The sequence below is a fragment of the Embleya sp. NPDC025285 genome, from assembly GCF_055558835.1.
Genome location: NZ_JBVHLU010000011.1, coordinates 24,578 through 41,768 on the forward strand (window position 1 = coordinate 24,578; position 17,191 = coordinate 41,768).

17 protein-coding genes are annotated in these 17,191 nt (G+C 72.5%); 6 read left to right on the forward strand and 11 right to left on the reverse strand.

The window, feature by feature from the left end:
- Positions 1-882 precede the first annotated feature (882 nt).
- Positions 883-2,586: a SulP family inorganic anion transporter gene (locus ACZ4FV_RS09595; protein WP_465322312.1), complete on the forward strand. Its 1,704-nt coding sequence runs from the start codon at positions 883-885 to the stop codon at positions 2,584-2,586.
- 69 nt (positions 2,587-2,655) lie between these two features.
- Here the strand turns inward: ACZ4FV_RS09595 and ACZ4FV_RS09600 are convergent, their stop codons facing one another.
- The 3 genes from ACZ4FV_RS09600 to ACZ4FV_RS09610 form a co-directional block, all read right to left on the reverse strand.
- Complete coding sequence (locus ACZ4FV_RS09600) at positions 2,656-2,862, reverse strand: hypothetical protein (protein ID WP_465322314.1); 207 nt, start codon at positions 2,860-2,862, stop codon at positions 2,656-2,658.
- A 156-nt stretch (positions 2,863-3,018) separates the two neighbouring features.
- Entirely contained in the window at positions 3,019-3,714 is a 696-nt protein-coding gene (locus ACZ4FV_RS09605; RefSeq protein ID WP_395863876.1) for a glycerophosphodiester phosphodiesterase, read from the reverse strand.
- A gap of 60 nt (positions 3,715-3,774) precedes the next feature.
- Positions 3,775-4,383 carry a TetR/AcrR family transcriptional regulator gene (locus ACZ4FV_RS09610; protein WP_465322316.1) on the reverse strand — a complete coding sequence of 203 codons (609 nt, stop codon included), beginning with the start codon at positions 4,381-4,383 and terminating at the stop codon, positions 3,775-3,777.
- Positions 4,384-4,515: 132 nt separating this feature from the next.
- Here ACZ4FV_RS09610 and ACZ4FV_RS09615 point away from each other — a divergent pair, with 132 nt between their 5' ends.
- A complete protein-coding gene (locus ACZ4FV_RS09615; RefSeq protein WP_465322317.1) occupies positions 4,516-5,307 on the forward strand; it encodes an SDR family NAD(P)-dependent oxidoreductase in 792 nt (263 codons plus the stop codon).
- Between the two features lie 85 nt (positions 5,308-5,392).
- Here ACZ4FV_RS09615 and ACZ4FV_RS09620 read toward each other — a convergent pair whose 3' ends face one another.
- From ACZ4FV_RS09620 to ACZ4FV_RS09650, 7 genes are all read right to left on the reverse strand, one after another.
- Complete coding sequence (locus ACZ4FV_RS09620; RefSeq protein ID WP_465322318.1) at positions 5,393-6,472, reverse strand: LLM class flavin-dependent oxidoreductase; 1,080 nt, start codon at positions 6,470-6,472, stop codon at positions 5,393-5,395.
- Complete coding sequence (locus ACZ4FV_RS09625; RefSeq protein ID WP_395863868.1) at positions 6,469-7,383, reverse strand: ABC transporter substrate-binding protein; 915 nt, start codon at positions 7,381-7,383, stop codon at positions 6,469-6,471. The genes ACZ4FV_RS09620 and ACZ4FV_RS09625 overlap by 4 nt, the downstream gene beginning before the upstream one ends.
- The gene (locus ACZ4FV_RS09630; RefSeq protein WP_465322319.1) at positions 7,384-8,241 is read right to left on the reverse strand and encodes an ABC transporter ATP-binding protein; all 858 of its coding nucleotides are present in this window, start codon (positions 8,239-8,241) and stop codon (positions 7,384-7,386) included. It abuts the gene before it with no gap.
- A complete protein-coding gene (locus ACZ4FV_RS09635) occupies positions 8,238-9,098 on the reverse strand; it encodes an ABC transporter permease (RefSeq protein WP_395863864.1) in 861 nt (286 codons plus the stop codon). Before ACZ4FV_RS09635 ends, ACZ4FV_RS09630 begins: the two co-directional genes overlap by 4 nt.
- Positions 9,095-10,141: an ABC transporter substrate-binding protein gene (locus ACZ4FV_RS09640; RefSeq protein ID WP_395863862.1), complete on the reverse strand. Its 1,047-nt coding sequence runs from the start codon at positions 10,139-10,141 to the stop codon at positions 9,095-9,097. The genes ACZ4FV_RS09635 and ACZ4FV_RS09640 overlap by 4 nt, the downstream gene beginning before the upstream one ends.
- The gene (locus tag ACZ4FV_RS09645) at positions 10,134-11,279 is read right to left on the reverse strand and encodes an ABC transporter substrate-binding protein (RefSeq protein ID WP_395863861.1); all 1,146 of its coding nucleotides are present in this window, start codon (positions 11,277-11,279) and stop codon (positions 10,134-10,136) included. Before ACZ4FV_RS09645 ends, ACZ4FV_RS09640 begins: the two co-directional genes overlap by 8 nt.
- A 221-nt stretch (positions 11,280-11,500) precedes the next feature.
- The gene (locus tag ACZ4FV_RS09650; protein WP_395863859.1) at positions 11,501-11,608 is read right to left on the reverse strand and encodes a putative leader peptide; all 108 of its coding nucleotides are present in this window, start codon (positions 11,606-11,608) and stop codon (positions 11,501-11,503) included.
- 302 nt (positions 11,609-11,910) lie between these two features.
- On the opposite strand from ACZ4FV_RS09650, the gene ACZ4FV_RS09655 reads away from it, so the two are divergent.
- Entirely contained in the window at positions 11,911-12,741 is an 831-nt protein-coding gene (locus ACZ4FV_RS09655) for an IclR family transcriptional regulator (RefSeq protein WP_395864071.1), read from the forward strand.
- A gap of 70 nt (positions 12,742-12,811) precedes the next feature.
- On the opposite strand, the gene ACZ4FV_RS09660 is transcribed toward ACZ4FV_RS09655, so the two are convergent.
- Positions 12,812-13,324 (reverse strand): GtrA domain-containing protein, encoded by a 513-nt coding sequence (locus ACZ4FV_RS09660; protein WP_395863857.1) that lies wholly within the window; start codon positions 13,322-13,324, stop codon positions 12,812-12,814.
- Positions 13,325-13,779: 455 nt separating this feature from the next.
- On the opposite strand from ACZ4FV_RS09660, the gene ACZ4FV_RS09665 reads away from it, so the two are divergent.
- From ACZ4FV_RS09665 to ACZ4FV_RS09675, 3 genes are all read left to right on the forward strand, one after another.
- Complete coding sequence (locus ACZ4FV_RS09665) at positions 13,780-14,379, forward strand: CGNR zinc finger domain-containing protein (protein ID WP_395863855.1); 600 nt, start codon at positions 13,780-13,782, stop codon at positions 14,377-14,379.
- Positions 14,380-14,490: 111 nt separating this feature from the next.
- Complete coding sequence (locus ACZ4FV_RS09670; RefSeq protein WP_402232985.1) at positions 14,491-15,126, forward strand: septum formation family protein; 636 nt, start codon at positions 14,491-14,493, stop codon at positions 15,124-15,126.
- Positions 15,127-15,787: 661 nt separating this feature from the next.
- On the forward strand, positions 15,788-17,191 hold the full coding sequence (locus tag ACZ4FV_RS09675; RefSeq protein WP_395863851.1) for a sensor histidine kinase: 1,404 nt from the start codon (positions 15,788-15,790) through the stop codon (positions 17,189-17,191).

The following is a 17,191-nucleotide window of genomic DNA, read 5'->3' on the forward strand; positions in this document are numbered from 1 at the left end:
GCTCGGCTGTGGCCAAGGGCATTAAGTCCAGTCTCAAGCCGCACCCACCACCCCAACCCGCCATGCGAGCCCCTACGCGCCGACCCGGGGCCGAGGCTCGCCGGCCAGGTTGCTCGGCTGTGGCCAAGGGCATTAAGTCCAGTCTCAAGCCGCACCCACCACCCCAACCCGCCATGCGAGCCCCTACGCGCCGACCCGGGGCCGAGGCTCGCCGGCCAGGTTGCTCGGCTGTGGCCAAGGGCATTAAGTCCAGTCTCAAGCCGCACTCACCACCCCAACCCGCCATGCGAACCCCTGCACGCCGACCCGGGGCCCAAGGCTCGCCGGCCGACTCGCTCGGTTGCGTTCGCGGGCATCGCCCCACCCCAAGCCGCATCCACCGCCACCGCCTCGCCCCAACCAGCCCCTCACCGCCCCGCCCGCCCCGCCCGCCCCGTCCCTCTCCGCCCGTCCCCGCACCCGTCCCGCCCCGCCCCTCACCGCACCGCCCCGCCCCGCGCCCGTCTCGTCTCGCCCCCCGCCAGGGGTTGCGTGGTGGTTGGGTGCGGAACGTGATGGATGTAGGACTATCGGTTATTTTGATCATCACTTCTTGCTAGGGTCGGCGTAGAGGCGAGAGTGCCCCCGCCATGGGGCCGCGCCGCGATTCGCGCGTTCGCCGGATGTGGACCACCTGACGACACGGATCACACGACACCCGATCTCCCACGGCCCCGCGAGGGGTCCGCGCCCCCACGTGTGAGGGCGATGCGACGGCGCCCTGACCCGGGCGCCCGGATCTGGGCCGGGTACGCGGCACACGAACCGGTTTGCGGGGTATGGCGATTCGGCATGCCCGAACGGGTGCGGGGTCGCCTCGGCCGACGAGAGGTCAGGGCGTTGATGGAAGCGTTCTTCAGGGGATGGGGCCGGGTCGCCGGATTGTTGCCGGGGCCCGGTGATCTGCCGGCGATACGCCGCGCGCCGGGGCGGGATCTGCTGGCCGGTCTCACCGTCGCGGTGGTCGCGTTGCCACTGGCGTTGGCGTTCGGCGTGGCGTCGGGGGTCGGCGCGCAGGCCGGGCTGGTGACGGCGGTGGTCGCGGGCGCGCTGGCGGCGGTGTTCGGCGGATCCAACCTCCAGGTGTCCGGACCGACCGGGGCGATGACCGTGGTCCTGGTCCCGGTCGTGCAACGCCACGGCACCGACGGCGTGTTGATGGTCGGCCTGATGGCCGGCGTACTGCTGGTCGTGGTCGCCGTACTACGCCTGGGCCGGGCCGCGAAGTACCTGCCGCTGCCGGTCATCGAGGGCTTCACCGCAGGCATCGCCGTGGTGATCGCCCTCCAGCAGGTGCCCGCCGCGTTGGGCGCGGCCGGCGAGGGCGAGAAGGTGTGGCAGGTCGCCGGGCACGCCACCCTCCGCTTTCTCGAACACCCGGACGCGGACGCGCCCGCGATGGCCCTCGGCGTAGCCGCGCTGCTCCTGGTCGGCGCGCGATGGCGGCCGGGCGTACCGTTCTCGCTGCTCGCGGTGGCCGCCGCGACCCTCCTGGCCGAGGCCCTGCCCGCCCTCGACGTGGCCCGCATCGGCAACCTGCCCAACGGCCTGCCCGCCCCGTCCCTGGCCTTCCTCGACGCGTCGATGCTGGTCGTGCTGCTCCCCTCCGCCCTGGCCGTCGCCGCCCTGGCCGGCCTCGAGTCGCTCCTGTGCGCGAGCGTGGCCGACGGGATGACGACCGGCCAACGTCACGACCCCGATCGCGAACTCCTCGGCCAGGGCATCGCCAATCTGGCCACGCCCCTGTTCGGCGGCGTACCGGCCACCGCGGCCATCGCCCGAACCGCCGTCAACGTCCGCGCCGGCGCGTCCTCCCGGCTCGCCGCGCTCACCCACGCCGTCGTGCTCGCGGTGATCGTCTTCAGCGCGGCCGGCCTGGTCTCGCACATCCCGCTGCCCGCACTGGCGGGCGTACTGCTGGCCACCTGCGTGCGCATGGTCCAGGTCTCCTCACTGGCCGCGCTGGCCCGCTCCACGCGCGCCGACGCCGCGGTGCTCGTGGTGACGTTCGTGGTGACCGTCGCGGTGGACCTGGTCACCGCGGTGGTGATCGGCATCGCCCTCGCCGTCGTCCTGGCGCTGCGCCAGGTGACCCGCTCGGCCCGACTGGAGCCGGTACCGATCCCCGCCGACGACGCGGAGGAGGACGCCCGGGCCGGAACTCACGGCACGCCCGGGCCACCCTCGACCGGCCACGTCGCGGTGTTCCGCCTGGACGGGCCACTGTTCTTCCCGGCCGCGCACCGCCTGCTGACCCGGTTGTCCGAAGTACAGGACGTCCGGGTGGTCGTCCTGCGGATGTCCCGGGTGACCGCGATCGACGCGACCGGCGCCGGCGTCCTGGGCGAGGCGATCACCGACCTGGAGGTGCGCGGCGTCACCGTACTGCTCTCCGGCGTCCAGCCGGACCATGATCAGGTCTTGGACGCGCTGCGGATCGCCGAGCATCTGCGCCGGGACCACCTGGTCTTCCCGGACACGCGCGGCGCCATCCGGCACGCCCGCGAACTCGCCCGCGCCGGCCGCCCGAAACCGGCGGGCCACTGACGGCGCGCTCTCCGCCCCGCAAGCCCGCCCCGCGAACCGGTCGAGGGAAACCCTCGGGGGAGCCCGCCACTACTCGCCCAGATAGTGGAACGCGAGGCAGAACACGCCGCCGATGATGTGCGTGACGAACAGGAAGAAGCAGAGCCAGATCAGGATGCCCTTCTCGGTCTGCTTCTGCGTCTCCCGAGGCCGCCGCGATACCGCCGCGGGCGAAGCGGTCGCGGGAACAGGCGCGGACGGCGCGGACGCGCCGGGCTCCGGGGCTGATTCGGTCATCACGGTTCCTCGCGTCGGGGCGAAGCAGACCACCGGGGTACGCGCCCGGACTGCCCCGCCACGGTAACCGCCGCACACGAGACCTCCGCGACGACCTCCCGCGCGGCACCATTCCGCTCGGCCCCGCCGTCCCGTCCGGCCGCCGGCCCCGCGGGCTCAGCCCTGCCCCTCCGCAAGCACACCGAGCAGTCGCCCGACGCGATTGCTGATGATCATGTCCACGCCCATCGCCACCAGCCGGCGCATCACCCGCGGCGAGTCCACCGTCCACGCGCTCACCAGATAACCGTCCGCATGACAACGCTCGACCGAGGCCGCGTCGTACGCCCGCCAGCGCAGGTTGATGTACTCCGGCCGCAGATCGCGCAGCACCGCCGCGTCCGGCACACGTGCGAACGAGTCGCCGCTGAGCCCGATGTGCGCGTGCGCGGCGTGCTCGCGCACCCGGCTCATCGCGACCGGCCCGCCGACGTACAGGATCCGCTCGTTCACTCCGTGCCGGTCGACCGCGTCGACGGCCGGCTCGGCCAGTTCGATCTCGCCGAAGTCGACCATCAACCCGCCCCGGGTGCCCTTGATCAGCTCCAATGCCTCGCCGAAGCTGGGCACCCGGTACTTCCCGCGCCGGCCGATCTCCTGGACCTGAGCCAACGTCAGGTCCCGGACCCGCGCGTTGCGCCACCACAACCGACGCAGCGTCGCGTCGTGCAGGAGCACCAGGTGCCCGTCCCGGGTGATCTCGAGGTCGATCTCGACCAGGTCGGCGCCCTGGTCGAGGGCGCTCGCCAACGACGGCAGGGTGTTCTCTCGAAAACGCCGGGGGTCGCCTCGGTGGGCCACGGCCAGGGTCACGACAAACCTCTCGATCGGGGACCGGCGGGCACACCGTACACGGGGGCCGGCCGGCCCGGCTCATCGCGCCAAGGCGCCGTCGGGCCCGCCGAATCCACGCAGCAGGGTGTCCACGATCCGGGTCGCGAGCGCGTCCGCGTCCTCGCCGCGGTCCTCCTGCGCGGCCTCGTGGATCAGCGCGTAGTACACCCGCCGGGTCCAGTCCAGGTCGACGTCCGCACGCAGCACTCCGGCCTCCCTGGCCCGCCGGAAGAGCCGATCGCACCGGTCGCGCACGTCGGCGTGCACGTGCGCCACCTCGGCGTCGTCGGTGCGCCGCGCGGTCATCGCGAAGCCCCACGCGAGCTTCACCCGCAGCACGTTCGCTGTGACCTGGTACAGCGCGACGGCGGGCGGCGTGGTCTCCGGCCGCCCGGCCGTCACCGCGTCGTGGAACTGTCGGGCAGCCCACACACTCATCGCCGCGATCAGCGCCTCGCGGGTGGCGAACCGACGGTGCACCGTCGTCCTGGCCACCCCGGCCGCCTCGGCGACCTGCTCCATCGTGGCCGCCGGATCGGCGCTCAGCACCCGCTCGGCCGCCTCCAGGATCGCGCGCACGGTCCGCTCCGCGTCCGCGCGCAGCGGTCGCGTGCGATCCCCGGTACCACTCGCCTTCGAAGTCACCATCGAACTGTACGACAAAGTCGCCACTCAACGACTACTTGCAACATCGATGATGCATGTTCTAACTTCAATGCATCAACGAAGCACTACTTAGTGCTTCGCGGCAGGCAGCACGGCACTACCCAAGGAGCCCTCATGGATCTGCGTCTCGACGGAAAGACCGCCCTGGTGACCGGCGCGAGCCGAGGCATCGGCCTGGCGATCGTGTCCGCCCTCGTCGACGAGGGCGTCCGCGTTCTGGCCGCCTCCCGCACCCTCACCCCGGAGCTCGCCGGAACCGGCGCCCTGACCATGGCCGTGGACCTGGCTCGACCCGACGGGCCGATCCGACTCGCCGAACGCGCCGCGGCCGAGTTCGGCCCGCTCGACATCCTGGTCAACAACGTCGGCGGCGGCGACGCGGGCGGCGACGATCAGACAGGCGGCTTCCTGAGTTTCACCGACGACCAGTGGCTCGCCTCGTTCGACCTCAACTTCCTGGCCACCGTGCGCACCACGCGCGCCGCGCTGCCCGCACTGCTCGACGCACGCGGCGCGATCGTGAACATCTCCTCGATCGGCGCCCGAATGCCGCACGGCGGGCCGGTGACGTACACCACCGCCAAGGCCGCGCTGACCGCGTTCGGCAAGGCGCTCGCCGAGGAGTTCGGGCCGCGCGGCGTCCGGGTCAACACGGTCTCCCCCGGCGCCGTGCGCACCGCGATGTGGGAGGCGCCGGACGGCTACGGCGCCCAACTGGCCGCATCCATGGGCCTGTCCCACGAACAGCTGCTCGCCGCGCTCCCCGGCGCGACCGGCATGGTCACCGGCCGCTTCGTCGAGCCCGCCGAGGTGGCGACCGCGGTCGCCTACCTGCTCTCCCCGCTCGCGGGCAGCGTGACCGGCACGGACCACCTCGTCGACGGCGGCGCACTCAAGGCCGCCTGAGCCTCCCATGCCGCCCGGGCGGCCCAAGCGGTACGACGGGGTCTTCCGCCGTACAGGCCCCGCCGTACGCCCGCCCCGCCGGCGCTCACCCCACCCGAGGCCGCACCCCCAGAGCCGGCAGCACCGTCTCGCCGATCCGGTACGCCTCCTCCAGCAAGGGGTTGCCGGACAGGATGAACGTGTCCACCCCCATCGCCTCGAACTCCTGCAACCGCTCGATCACCTGAGCCGTGGAACCGACCACCGCCGTCCCGGGCCCCGGCCGGAACAGCCCCATCCCGGGCCACAGATTCGGGTACACCTCCAACTCCCGCGCCCGAGCCGGGACCCGACCTCCGTGCTGGCGGAACTGCCGCTCCCAGCCCACCCCGTCCGCGTCCGCCGCCTGGCCCAACTGCCGCGCGTAGGTGGCGTGGCTGGTCACCTCCAGCAGCCGATCGGCCGCCGCCCACGCCTCGTTCTCGGTGTCCCGCACGATCAGGTGCAGCCGCAGTCCGATCCGCAACGAACGCCCGTGCGCGGCGGCCCGCTCGCGGACCCGCTCCAGCTTCTCCTTGAGCAGGTGCGGCGGTTCGCCCCAGGTCAGGTAGACGTCGACGTGCTCGGCGGCCATCTCGATGCCGGCCGGCGACGAGCCGCCGAACCACATCGGGACGTGCCCGCCGTCCCGGTGCAGCTCGCGCAGCCCCGCGCCGGCCTGCCGCAGGTCGTAGAACTTCCCCTTGTGGTCGAACACCTCGCCCGAGGTCAGTCGCCGGACGATCGACCAGTACTCGGCGCTGAGTTCGTAGCGCCCGTCGTGGTCCAGGTGCAGCCCGTACTCGCGCAGACCCTCGGTCGAGCCGTTGACCACGTTGAAACGCAGCCGCCCCGCGCCGAACAACGCCTCGAAGCTCAGCGCCATCTTGGCCAGCAATGTCGGCGCGATCAGCCCGGGATGCACCGCGAGCAGCGGTCGGAACGTCGGCGCCGCCGCGGCCACCACGCTGCCCAGCGACCACACGTCGTACAGGTCGGTCGCCAGCAACGCGCCGCTGAATCCCAACCGGTCCACCGCGCCCGCGAGTTGCTGGAGGTAGGCCAGGTCGACCGGACGCCGGCCGGCGGGCTCCCAGGGATACGGCCCCTCACGCGGGATCACGTACCACAACACCTCGGTGCTCATCGGGCACCGCCGACCGTCGCCGCGAGCGCCCCGGCGACCAGCGGCGTCAACGCGTCGACCTGCGCGTCGGCCACCGTGATCGGTCGGTCGATGAACCCGTTCGCCACGAAGATGTCCGCGGCCTCCTGCTGCTCGGCGATGAACGAGGCCGGTACCGGCTCCAGTCGCCACGGCAGCGCGGCCAGCGCCTCGGCCCAGTCCGCCCGCGCGCCCGGCAGCTCGGCCGCGTGCAACCCGGCTGCCTCGTCGAGGTGCGCCGCGGCCCACTCGTCGGCCTCGCGCAGCGCGGCCACCACGACAGCGGCCACCTCCGCGCGCTCCTCGGCGAACGCGCGGCGCGCGAAGAACACCGAGCGGTCGGTGATCACGTCGCCGACCCGGTGCAGCACCCGAAGTCCGGGCTCACGCAGCGCGGCGACCAGCTCGGGCCCCTGCGCGACCCAGCCGGCGATCTCGCCGGAACGCAGCCGCGCGGCCTGGTCCTGTCCCGCCACCGGCCGCACGGGCGTGATGTCGTCCCGATAGGACAGCCCGACGTCGGCGAGCGCCTTGGCCACGAAGTGGGTCTGCCACGAACCGATGCTCAGCACAACGGTGCCGTCCTTGAGGTCCGCCGGCGCGCGCACCGGGCCCTCGTCGGCGACCAGCAACGCACCGTGCCCGGGACGCGGCGCGGACACCGCGACGTAGACGATGTCGTGGCCCTGCGCCTGACCGACGATCGGCGGCGTCGAACCGGTCCCGCCGAAGTCGATCGTGCCGTCGCCGAGCAGTTCGCCCACCCGGGTGCCCTCCACGGGCACCCAGGTCACGCTCTCCCCCAGCGGCTCCAACGCGCGCTCCAGGATGCCCAGCCGCGCGAGCAGGTACAACGACGGGTTGCTGCCATGGACACCGATGGTGACGGTCATTCAGATCACTCCGGTCGAAGACGGGGACGAGGAAGAGGACGAGGAGAAGGACGACGCGGAAGACGCGGAAGGCTCGGAAGACGGGCCGCTGCCGGCCGAGGCGGGGCGGGAGGACGCCCCGGCGGATCCGGAATCCGGCGTGCGCACGCCCAGATCGGCGAGCAACCGCCGGCGCAGCGCCGCGAACGCCGGATCGGTGGGGTCGCGCGGCCGGTCCACCGCGACCACCTCGTCGGTGACCAGGTTTCCGTCCCGCAGCACCGCGACCCGGTCGGCCAGCCGGATCGCCTCCTCCACATCGTGCGTGACCAGCAGCACGGCAGGCCGATGCACCCGGCACAACTCGCCGACCAGGTCCTGCATGCGCAGCCGGGTCAGCGCGTCCAACGCGGCGAACGGCTCGTCCAAAAGCAGCAGTTCCGGCTCACGCACCAGTGCCCGGGCGAGCGCGACGCGCTGCGCCTCACCGCCGGACAGGGTCGCCGGCCAGGCCTGGGCATGCCCTTCCAGACCGACCTCGGTCAGCGCGCGCAGGCCGATCTCGCGGGTGGCCCGACCTCGCGGCAGGCCGACCACGACATTGGCCAACACCCTTTTGGACGGCACCAGTCGCGGTTCCTGAAAGACGATGGTGCGGGCCTCGGGGACCAGGACCGTGCCGCCGTCGCTGCGATCGAGCGCGCCGAGGATGCGCAGCAGCGTGGTCTTGCCGGTACCGCTCGCGCCGAGCAGCGCGACGAACTCGCCGCGGGCGATGTCCAGGTGCACACCGTCCAGGACGGCGCGGGTACCGAACACCCGGCGCAGCCCCCGGATGTGTACCGCGACCTCGGCGGAGCGGGTGCGATCGGTGCTCATCGGCCCGCCCCCTGCCCCTGGTTGCGCCAAGGCATCAGCACCCGTTCCAGGATGCGCACCAGGGCGTCGGCGAGCAGACCGAGGATCGCGTAGACCAGGATGCAGACGGTGAGGATGTCGGTGCGCGAGAAGCTCTGCGCCTGGCTCATCAGATAGCCGATCCCGGCCGTGGAGTTGATCTCCTCGGCTGCGATCAGCGCGATCACGCTCAGCGTCATGGACAGCCGCAGCCCGGAGAGCAGCGCGGGCAGCGCGCCCGGCAGGACCACCTCGCGCACCAGCGCGATCCGGCCGACGCCGAAGCTGCGCATGGCCTCGACCAGCTTGCGGTCCACGTTGCGCACCCCGCCGGAGGCGGAGACGTACATCGGGAACGCGGTGGCCACCGCGATCAGGATCACCCGGGCCGATTCGCCGATGCCGAACCACACCATGAACAGCGGGACCAGCGCGAGGAACGGCACGGTGCGCAACAACTGCACGGTGGAGTCCAGGAGTTCCTCACCCAGGCGGGAGAAGCCGGTGAGTACGCCCAGGGCCAGGCCGATGGTGAGCCCGAACACCAGGCCCAGGCCGGCCCGACCCAGCGAGACCCGGAGCGCGTCCGGGAGTTGGCCGTTGTCCCACATCTCGCGCGCCGCGCGGAAGACGTCGGCGGGCGAGCCGAGCAGGTCCGGGCTGAGCGCTCCGCTGTGCGATGCCCAGGCCCAGCCGCCGACCAGCGCGAGCGGGCCGATCGCCCGCAGCGCGGGGCTGAGGAAGCGCGGTCGGGAGCGCGGGAGTCGCGGACGCGGGGTGACCAGACCGGGGTACTCGCGCACCCGGGGTTCGGTCTTGACCAGCGTGGGCGCGCTCATCCGGTCGCTCCCGCGAGGGAGGCCACGTCCAGCAGGTGCGGCTTGACGTCGACCAGGCTCGGGGTGACCTTCTGGTTCAGGAAGAACTGGGCGACCTTGCCGAAGCGTTCCACATCGGCCGGTCGGATCGGCTCGACCGTGGCGCCCTGCCGGGTGAAGTCGGTCTGGATGCGCTTGGGTTCGGCGCCGTACGCGGTGGGGCCGGAGTCGGTGAAGACGTTGATGTACGCGGCGGGGTCGGCGATCTCCTTGGTGCCGGCCTCGTGCAGGTAGGCGTAGAACGCCTTGACCACCTCGGGGTGCTTGTCCGCGAACGCGTTGCGCACCGCCCACACCGAGTAGTTGTCCGAGCCGAGCGCGCGGCCGTCGGCGAGGAATCGCGCGTTGCCGGAGGCCAGCGCGGGCACCGAGTAGGTGGCCCAGGTGGCCCACGCGTCGACCTGGCCGGCGGCGAACACCGGCGCGGTCTGGTCGGCGCGCAGGTAGACCCGCTCGACCTTGTCGGCCGGGATGCCGGCCTGTTCGAGCGCGGCCAGCAGCAGGTATTCGCTGGTGCCGCCCTGCGAGCAGGCCACCTTCTTGCCGACCAGGTCCCGGATCGAGTGGATCTTCGAGTCGCTCTTGACCAGGATGCCCTCGCCCGCCAGGTCGGGGGCGGTGGCGCCGAAGAGCTTGAAGCTCGGCTTCTGACCGAGCGCGGCGACGGCGGAGGTGATCGAGCCGAGCGCGACATCGAGTTGGCCGGCGTTGATCGCCTGCGCGGCCGGTGCGAACGGGCCCGCACTGCCGGTCCAGGAGACCTTGGCGCCGACCTTGGCGAGCGCCGCGTCCAGGGAACCGTCCTTCTTGCCGAGTGCGAGCACGCCGTTGTTGCCCGGGTCGGGGATGCGCAGCGTGATGCCGGTCTTGGTGTCGCCCGCGGCCGACGACGCCTTGGCGTCCTTCGACGAGGAGCCGCAGCCGGTCAGCGCGATCAGCGTCGCGGTCGCGAGCGCGACGGCGGACAGCAGACGGGTGTGACGGCGAGGGGGTCGGCTACTCATGGGATGCCTCCAGCGTGGATATCCGGGACGGTTCGGGGTCGAGCGACTGTTCGGGGTGCGCGCGCCCGGCGGGCGACGGCGCGGCGTCGAAGGGGCGGGCGGAGTTCTCGGGTGGCGGCGCGTCCTCGGCCGATGTCCGTCGCGCGTCCGCGAGTTCGCGCGCGGCTCGCAGCGGCTCCGGGTCCGCCCACGCGCGCACGTCCACGGGTTCGGCCAGGAAGCCCTGTCCGTACAGGAAGCGCTCCTGTCGCGCGAGCAGGTCCAGGCGCTCGGCGGAGAGGTCGATCCGCAGCGTGTCCGGGCCGAGTTCGCGGTATGCGCCGGCCACCCCGAACGCGCCCGCACCGGTCTCGGCGCCCAGGATCCGAGCCACCTCGGCGGGATGTCCCGGCGCCCAGTCGGCCGCCTCGACCAGCACCGCGAGGAAGCGGGAGACGAGGTCCGGGTGGTGGTCCAGCAGATTCCGGTGCACGGTGATCGGCCGCGGCGTGCCGTTGTTGATCCGCGCTCGCGGGTCGACCGCCGCGTCCAGGTCGACCGCCACGACCGCGCCGTGCCGCGCCGCCGCCTCGACGGCGAGCGCGCCCTTGACGTACACGGCGTCCACGTCACCGCGCCCGAGCGCGGCCAACTCGGCCTCCCACTGGCCGATCCCGCGCGCCGCGGGCACCTCGACCGGACGTGCGTCGGACAGGGTCGCGCCGGCCAGGGACAGCGCGCCGGCGAAGCCGTGCAGTGCCATCGCCCGCCAGAAGTCGATCGCGATGTCGTGCCGGGGAATCGCCAGCCGCAGCCCGCGCAGATGCTCGGGCGCGCTGATGCCGCTGTCCGCGCGGACCAGGATCGCCTGGCTCTCCTCGATCCAGGTGAGTCCGACCAGCCGGGTCGCCTCACCTCGCGAACGCGCCCACAGCGCGGGCACGTTGCCGCCCTCGCGGAAGAGCCCGGGCAGCGCGTGCGTGTAGTGGTGGTCGGCGGCCACGTCGGCGGAGACGTCCTGCAGCGAGCGGACGGTGATGCCCTCGGCCGCGAACTCGGCGTCGAGCAGCCCCAGATCGGCGGCGATGCCGGTGGCGGTGGGCACGGGACAGCGGGTGAACCACAGTTCGTCCGGACGGGCGCCGGTCACGGCGGTCATGGCGATACTTCCGTTCGCGTTGGTGGCGGCGGGGGTCCGCGGCCCGGTCGGGCACGGCGCGGATCGACCCGGGACCGCGTCGGTCCGGGCAGGGGGCAACGGGTCACGCGTGGTCGGGACCTATGCGTGAGAGGCATCGATCAGGCAGCGCGCGGACGCCGGACGTCGATCGGATCGATCGCTCGGGCGCGGGCGTACCGGGGTTCGGTGCGGGGGGTGGGTCAGCGACAGCCGGCGCTGGAGACGCGCGCGAGGTCGATGTGCCGGCGGCTGGTCAGCAGCGCGCGGGCGGTGGAGGACGGCGCGGTGTACAACGCGTCTGCGGACACGCGGGCCTCCCTCTCGGTTGCTTCGTCGATCACGGGCACGCCCGGCGGAGCGCCCGGCGCGCCAAAAGGCGCATCGGGGGGATCCTGGCATGATCCGCACCGCGCGATCAAACCTTCCCATGATGTGGGATACCTTGATGCTCTCCGGCACGGATCGTGGCCCACAGTGGTCGATCGCCTTGCCGTATGGTGAAAACCGCCTGTCGAACGGCGAGTTGGGGGTTCCAGTGGACGCAACCGCGGCACATGCAAACGCGCCGAACACGAACGCGGCGGACACGGACGCGGCGGACACACCCGCGGTGCCCACCCGCGCGGCGCACGCCGGCGCGGCGGACCCGAGCGCACCGCGCGCACCCTCCGGCGCGCAGGCCGTCCAGCGTGCCCTGGGCATCCTGCACTGCTTCCGGGCGACCGGCACCGACCTGAGCGCGTCGGACATCGCCCGCCGGATGGACCTGTCGGTGTCCACCGCGCACCGCCTGGCTCGCACCCTGGTCGGCGCGGGCTTCCTGGATCAGGACGACCGCACCAGCCGCTACCGGCTGGGTCCCGTGGTCGCCGAACTCGGCCTGCTCGCCTACCACCAGCGCGGCCTGCACCACGCCGCGCCCGAGTTGGAACAGTTGTCCCGGCGCACCTCGGCGACCTCCGACCTGGCCATCCGCAGCGGTCGGCACGCACTGGTCCTGGTCGGCAGTTCGGTCCAGCCCGGCACCGGGCTCGGTCTGCGCCGGCCACTGCACTCGACCGCACTGGGCAAGGTACTGCTGGCCTGGGCCGATCCGGCGGACGGCGGTCTGGAGCCGCTGCTGCCGCTGGCCCCGCAGACCGAGCGCACCATCGTGGACCCGGCGGCGTTGCGGGCCCAGCTGCAGGCGGCCCGGGCGGTCGGCTACGCGCTCAACGACGGCGAGTCGGTCCCGGGTGTACGCACCCTGGCGGTGCCGATCCTGAACCGGGCCGGCCACGCGCACGCGGCCCTGGCCGTGCGGTCCACGCCCGCCGTGATGACCGACGAGCGCATCCCGTGGTTCCGCGACCGGGCCCAGGCGTGCGCGGATGCCTTGGAGGTACTTCTGTTGCCGCCGCATCGACGCCGACTGCGCGAGTCGGGGCTGCCCACGGAATAGGGTCCGCCCCGTGACTCCGGTCCGGAGTCACGGGGCGGACCCTGCGCTTGGGGGTGTCGTGTCGGTCGGGTCAGGCGGCGGCCACCAGTGCGTCGCGGCCGAGCACGCGGGTGCGGGTGGTGGTCACGGTCTTGGCCGAACGCGCCTTCGGCGCCGCGAACACGGCGAGCCGCAGGAAGGCGAATCGGGCCAGCCCGGCGACGCCCGACGCGACCAGGTAGGTGCCCTGCTCGACCATGATGCTCGGCGCGGTCTGGACCGCGTGCAGGCCCAGCACGGCCGCCGTGGTGAACAGGTAGGCGACCACGGCCGACCCACCGGCCTGGGCGTGCGCCTTGAAGTTGGCGCGCCCGGCCCGGAAGGCGAACCGGCTGTGCAACTCGGTGGCCAGGAGCGTGCCCGCCACGGTGACCACCGCGTTGGCGGCGGCGATCGGGAGGTGGCCGGAGAGGCCGACGAGCGCGGCGCTGGAAGCCAGTCCGGTACCGCCGCCGAAGACCACGAAGCGAGCGAAGGAGGCGACCGTACCGGGCGTCGACGGCTGAGTGGTGTCCTGCTCTGCGACCCGGCTGCGGTTGTTCACGTGACTCTCCTTGACCCCCTGCGAGCCCTGTCGGCCCGTCTGGTTCAAACCTAGGGATCGCGCAACACATTCCCCATGGTGCCCACTTCCCTCTCTGGGTGGGGCTGGCCCCACCCCTCGACAGGCGGCCTGCCCCGCCCCCGCCGACACGTCCCCGGGCCGCCATCCACGACACGGGTTCGACAATTGCCACCAAATCCACCGAAAATGCACACCCACGAGCCAGCAAAAGTGCGCGTACGACCCTTCCGGTGCCCCTCCCATCGCGGATGTCTGCCTCGTCACACCACACGCTGTGTGCAAAGAGGATCACATAACGCATGCAGCGCCATCCACCCGCGGCAACGTACGTCCACCGACGGGAGGCGGCGGGGCGCCCGGCGTCCGAACCGAGCCGGACCACCACCGACGCACGCACATCCACATGGATATCGGCACCCGCTACCATTAGTTTGGTGAGCACACGAATCGCGGACCTCGACACCGGCGGCGCGCCCCTGCTCGGCGAGCCACTTCCGGTGGAACTGGCCAACACTCGGTACGCGGTGCGCGGCGTACCGCACGAGGGACTGGCCGAACCGGAGCACCTGGCCGCGTGGCTGCGCGATATCGCGCCGCGACTGACCGCACCGCCGTCCGACGCCGCGCTGCTCGCGGTGGACGCGCGGGACCTGGCCGCGGCGCTGGACCTGCGCGCGTGCGTCGCTGCCCTGCTGCACGCCGCGACGACCGACACCGCGCCGGCCGCCGACACGGTGGCCCGCCTCAACGCGTACACCCGCGCCGCGCCGCGCTGGCGCGAGCTGACCTGGCCCAACGCGACCACACACACTCGGGCCGAGCCGATCGCCGCCGTGCTGGCCGAGCTCGCGGACGCCACGATCGACCTGGTCACCGGGCCCGACCGGGGCGAACTGAGGCCCTGTCACGGCCCGGGCTGCGTGCTGCACTTCGTCAAGAACAACCCGCGCCGCGAATGGTGCTCCGCGGGCTGCGGCAACCGCGCCCGGGTGGCCCGGCACTACCAGCGCACGAAGAACCCGCCCCAAATGTAGGGAATTGAGGACATTGGCAGCATTGGCCAGAGATAAGGGAAGCCCCTGAAGACCGGAACACCCGCCTCCGAAAGACTCTGGGCGATTCCCAGCGAGAGGCTTCGATTTCCGATGCGCGTTTCCCGGATCTCCGGTGTGCTGTCCCCTACCCCCGCGCGCCGTCGTCGCGCCGGTACCCGCGCGTCCGCGGCCGCGGCCGCCGTCCTGGTCGCCTCCGCCCTGCTCACCGGCTGCCTCGGCAAGGACGACGACAAGAAGGACGACAAAGGGAGTTCCGCCGAGTCCAAGCCGCCGATGATCACCATGCCGCCGGCGCCGACCCTCCCGGCGAAGTCCGACCCGTCGACGGGCCCGACCGGCGGCGGTGGCAGTAGCGCCACCCCGTCCGGAACCGCGACCAAGCGCAGCGGCCAGGTCAAGATGATCAAGCTGCACAAGGGCGACTGCGTCGAGGAGAAGGGCGAGGAGCTCGTCACCGTCGCCTGCACGACGCCGCACGACGCCGAGGTGGTCGGGGAGTTCACCCTGCCGGCGAACATGTCGCCGACGAGCATGACCTTCCAGGACGACACCGGCAGGAAGTGCACCGAATTGGTCACCCCGACGGCCGCGCGCAACAGCGACCTCCCGTTGTCCAAGCTCACCCTGCGTCCCACCTCGGGCAGTTGGATCAACGAGAACGACCGCGATCTGACCTGCCTCCTCAAGCGCAACGACCATGTCAAGCTCACGGCTCCCCTGAAGTAGCCACGACGGGCGGCCCGACGGCGAGCACACCGCCCATGCCGCCGGGCGAACCGCCCAGGGCACTCGCCCTCCCGAGCGAGACGGTGCCCGCCGCTCGAAAGTCGCCGACCGGTCAACCCCGGGGTCTCCCGCCCAGCGAACGGGCTTTCGCTGGACCACCTGACCCCGAGCGGCCGCCTGTACCACTGACCCGCGACACACGGTCCCACCACGGCCCCGCACACGCCCTCCGGGCGAGGCGGGGCCGTTCGCGTTCCCGGCGAGCCGGCGACCGCCTGGTGAGGGCACCCGAAGCCCGCCACCCGCCGCCCGCACGGACCGCGAACACCCCGGCCCCTCTACCGCTTTCGGCCGAAGCCATGTCCCGATCCCGATCGATTCACCCGTTCGAGGGGCTTGTGCGCCACACGCCCGATCCGCCCCACGCGTCCGCGTAGCCTGGCGCCCGCAACGGTGCTTCCCCTGCCCGCCGGGGCGCGACCCCGCCCGCACGGGACCCACTCGAGCACCCCCGCTCGGCGACCGAGCACAGCCCGCCGAGCGGTCCCCGCAGGACACCCGCACGATTCGTTTCCGACATTTTTCGAGGATGCCGATGGTTCTCGCTGGATCGTCCCCCGGAGGCCGACGGCCGGCCCTCGCGTGGGTCCTCCCCCTCCTCGTGACAGCCGTGTGCGCGGCCGCGGCCGTGGCCGCGGTCTCCCCCCAGGCCCGTCCCGCGGTGGCCCTGTGCGGTGGACTCGCGACCGTCGCCGTCGCCGTGTGCGCCGCCGAGGCCGGCCGCCGCGGGCGCACGATCGCGCAATTGCACCTGCGACTCCAGCAGCAACAGGTCGGCCTGCGCCGGCGCCTCGCCGCGCAGGAGGCGGAAACGGTCCGGCTCTCCGAGGAGTTGCTCCCGGAGGCCATCGGCCGCCTACAGATGGGCGAGCCGGTCCCGGAGGTGATGCGCAAGGTCGCCCCGCAGCCGGACGACCCGACCGAGTTCGCGGTCGCACACCGCAACGTGATCCGCTCGGTGATCGACACCGTCAGCGCCGAGGAGGACATGCGCGAGTCCGCCCAGCGCGCGTTCGTCAACATCGCCCGCCGCGTCCAGGCCACCATCCACCAACAGGCCCAGGATATGCGGGACATGGAGGACCGGCACGGCGACGACCCGGTCGTCTTCCGCGACCTCCTGCACCTGGACCACGGCAACGCGCTGATCGGCCGGATGGCGGACAGCATCGCCGTGCTCGGCGGCGCCCGCCCCGGTCGCCAGTGGGAAACCGACATCGGCATGTACAGCGTGCTGCGCGGCGCGATGTCGCGCATCCTGGACTACCGCCGGGTCAAGCTGCACTCCGTCGTCGAGGTCGCGGTCATCGCCCAGCACGTCGAGCCGCTGATCCACGCGATCGCCGAACTGCTCGACAACGCCACCCGATACTCGCCGCCCTCGACCACCGTGCACCTGAGCACCGTCGAGGTCCAGACCGGCATCGCCGTCGAGATCGAGGACGCCGGCGTCGGCCTGAGCGAGGAGGCCCGCCGCCGCGCCGAGCGCATCCTTTCCCTGGACGGCGACGCGCTCAACCTGGGCGACCTGGGCGAGACCCCGCGCCTGGGCCTGACCGTGGTGGGCCGACTCGCGCACGCCAACAACTTCAAGGTGATGCTCCGCCCGTCGGCCTACTCCGGCGTACGCGCCGTCGTGGTCATCCCGCAGGACCAGATCACCGCGAACGTGCCACCGATGTACCCGATGCCGGAGCACCTCCAGCACCTGGACGAACTCCCGTCCCTGCACGACATGATGACCGACACTCCGGTCGGCACCGAACTGGGCGCCAACGGCCTCCCGCAGCGCCGCCGGCGCAACCTGGGCACCGTGCCGCGCGCCGGGGGAACGCGCGGCGGGCACCGCGCGAGCGCGTCGAAGCCGGCCCCCGCGCCGGTCGAGGATCCGCCCCCGGGGCTCGGACTGGACGCGTTCCTCAGTGGCATCAACGGCGAACTGCCGTCCAATGAACGGCGATCCGAGACCGGGGACGATTCGTGGGGCGACGGGGGATATCGATGA

Bases quoted from the DNA above. Each gene is read 5' to 3' on its own strand.
- ACZ4FV_RS09630 (WP_465322319.1), bottom strand. From the start codon at position 8,241: ATGAGCACCGATCGCACCCGCTCCGCCGAGGTCGCGGTACACATCCGG.
- ACZ4FV_RS09595 (WP_465322312.1), top strand. From the start codon at position 883: ATGGAAGCGTTCTTCAGGGGATGGGGCCGGGTCGCCGGATTGTTGCCG.
- ACZ4FV_RS09600 (WP_465322314.1), bottom strand. From the start codon at position 2,862: ATGACCGAATCAGCCCCGGAGCCCGGCGCGTCCGCGCCGTCCGCGCCT.
- ACZ4FV_RS09625 (WP_395863868.1), bottom strand. From the start codon at position 7,383: ATGACCGTCACCATCGGTGTCCATGGCAGCAACCCGTCGTTGTACCTG.
- ACZ4FV_RS09640 (WP_395863862.1), bottom strand. From the start codon at position 10,141: ATGAGTAGCCGACCCCCTCGCCGTCACACCCGTCTGCTGTCCGCCGTC.
- ACZ4FV_RS09635 (WP_395863864.1), bottom strand. From the start codon at position 9,098: ATGAGCGCGCCCACGCTGGTCAAGACCGAACCCCGGGTGCGCGAGTAC.
- ACZ4FV_RS09645 (WP_395863861.1), bottom strand. From the start codon at position 11,279: ATGACCGCCGTGACCGGCGCCCGTCCGGACGAACTGTGGTTCACCCGC.
- ACZ4FV_RS09610 (WP_465322316.1), bottom strand. From the start codon at position 4,383: ATGGTGACTTCGAAGGCGAGTGGTACCGGGGATCGCACGCGACCGCTG.
- ACZ4FV_RS09615 (WP_465322317.1), top strand. From the start codon at position 4,516: ATGGATCTGCGTCTCGACGGAAAGACCGCCCTGGTGACCGGCGCGAGC.
- ACZ4FV_RS09670 (WP_402232985.1), top strand. From the start codon at position 14,491: ATGCGCGTTTCCCGGATCTCCGGTGTGCTGTCCCCTACCCCCGCGCGC.
- ACZ4FV_RS09620 (WP_465322318.1), bottom strand. From the start codon at position 6,472: ATGAGCACCGAGGTGTTGTGGTACGTGATCCCGCGTGAGGGGCCGTAT.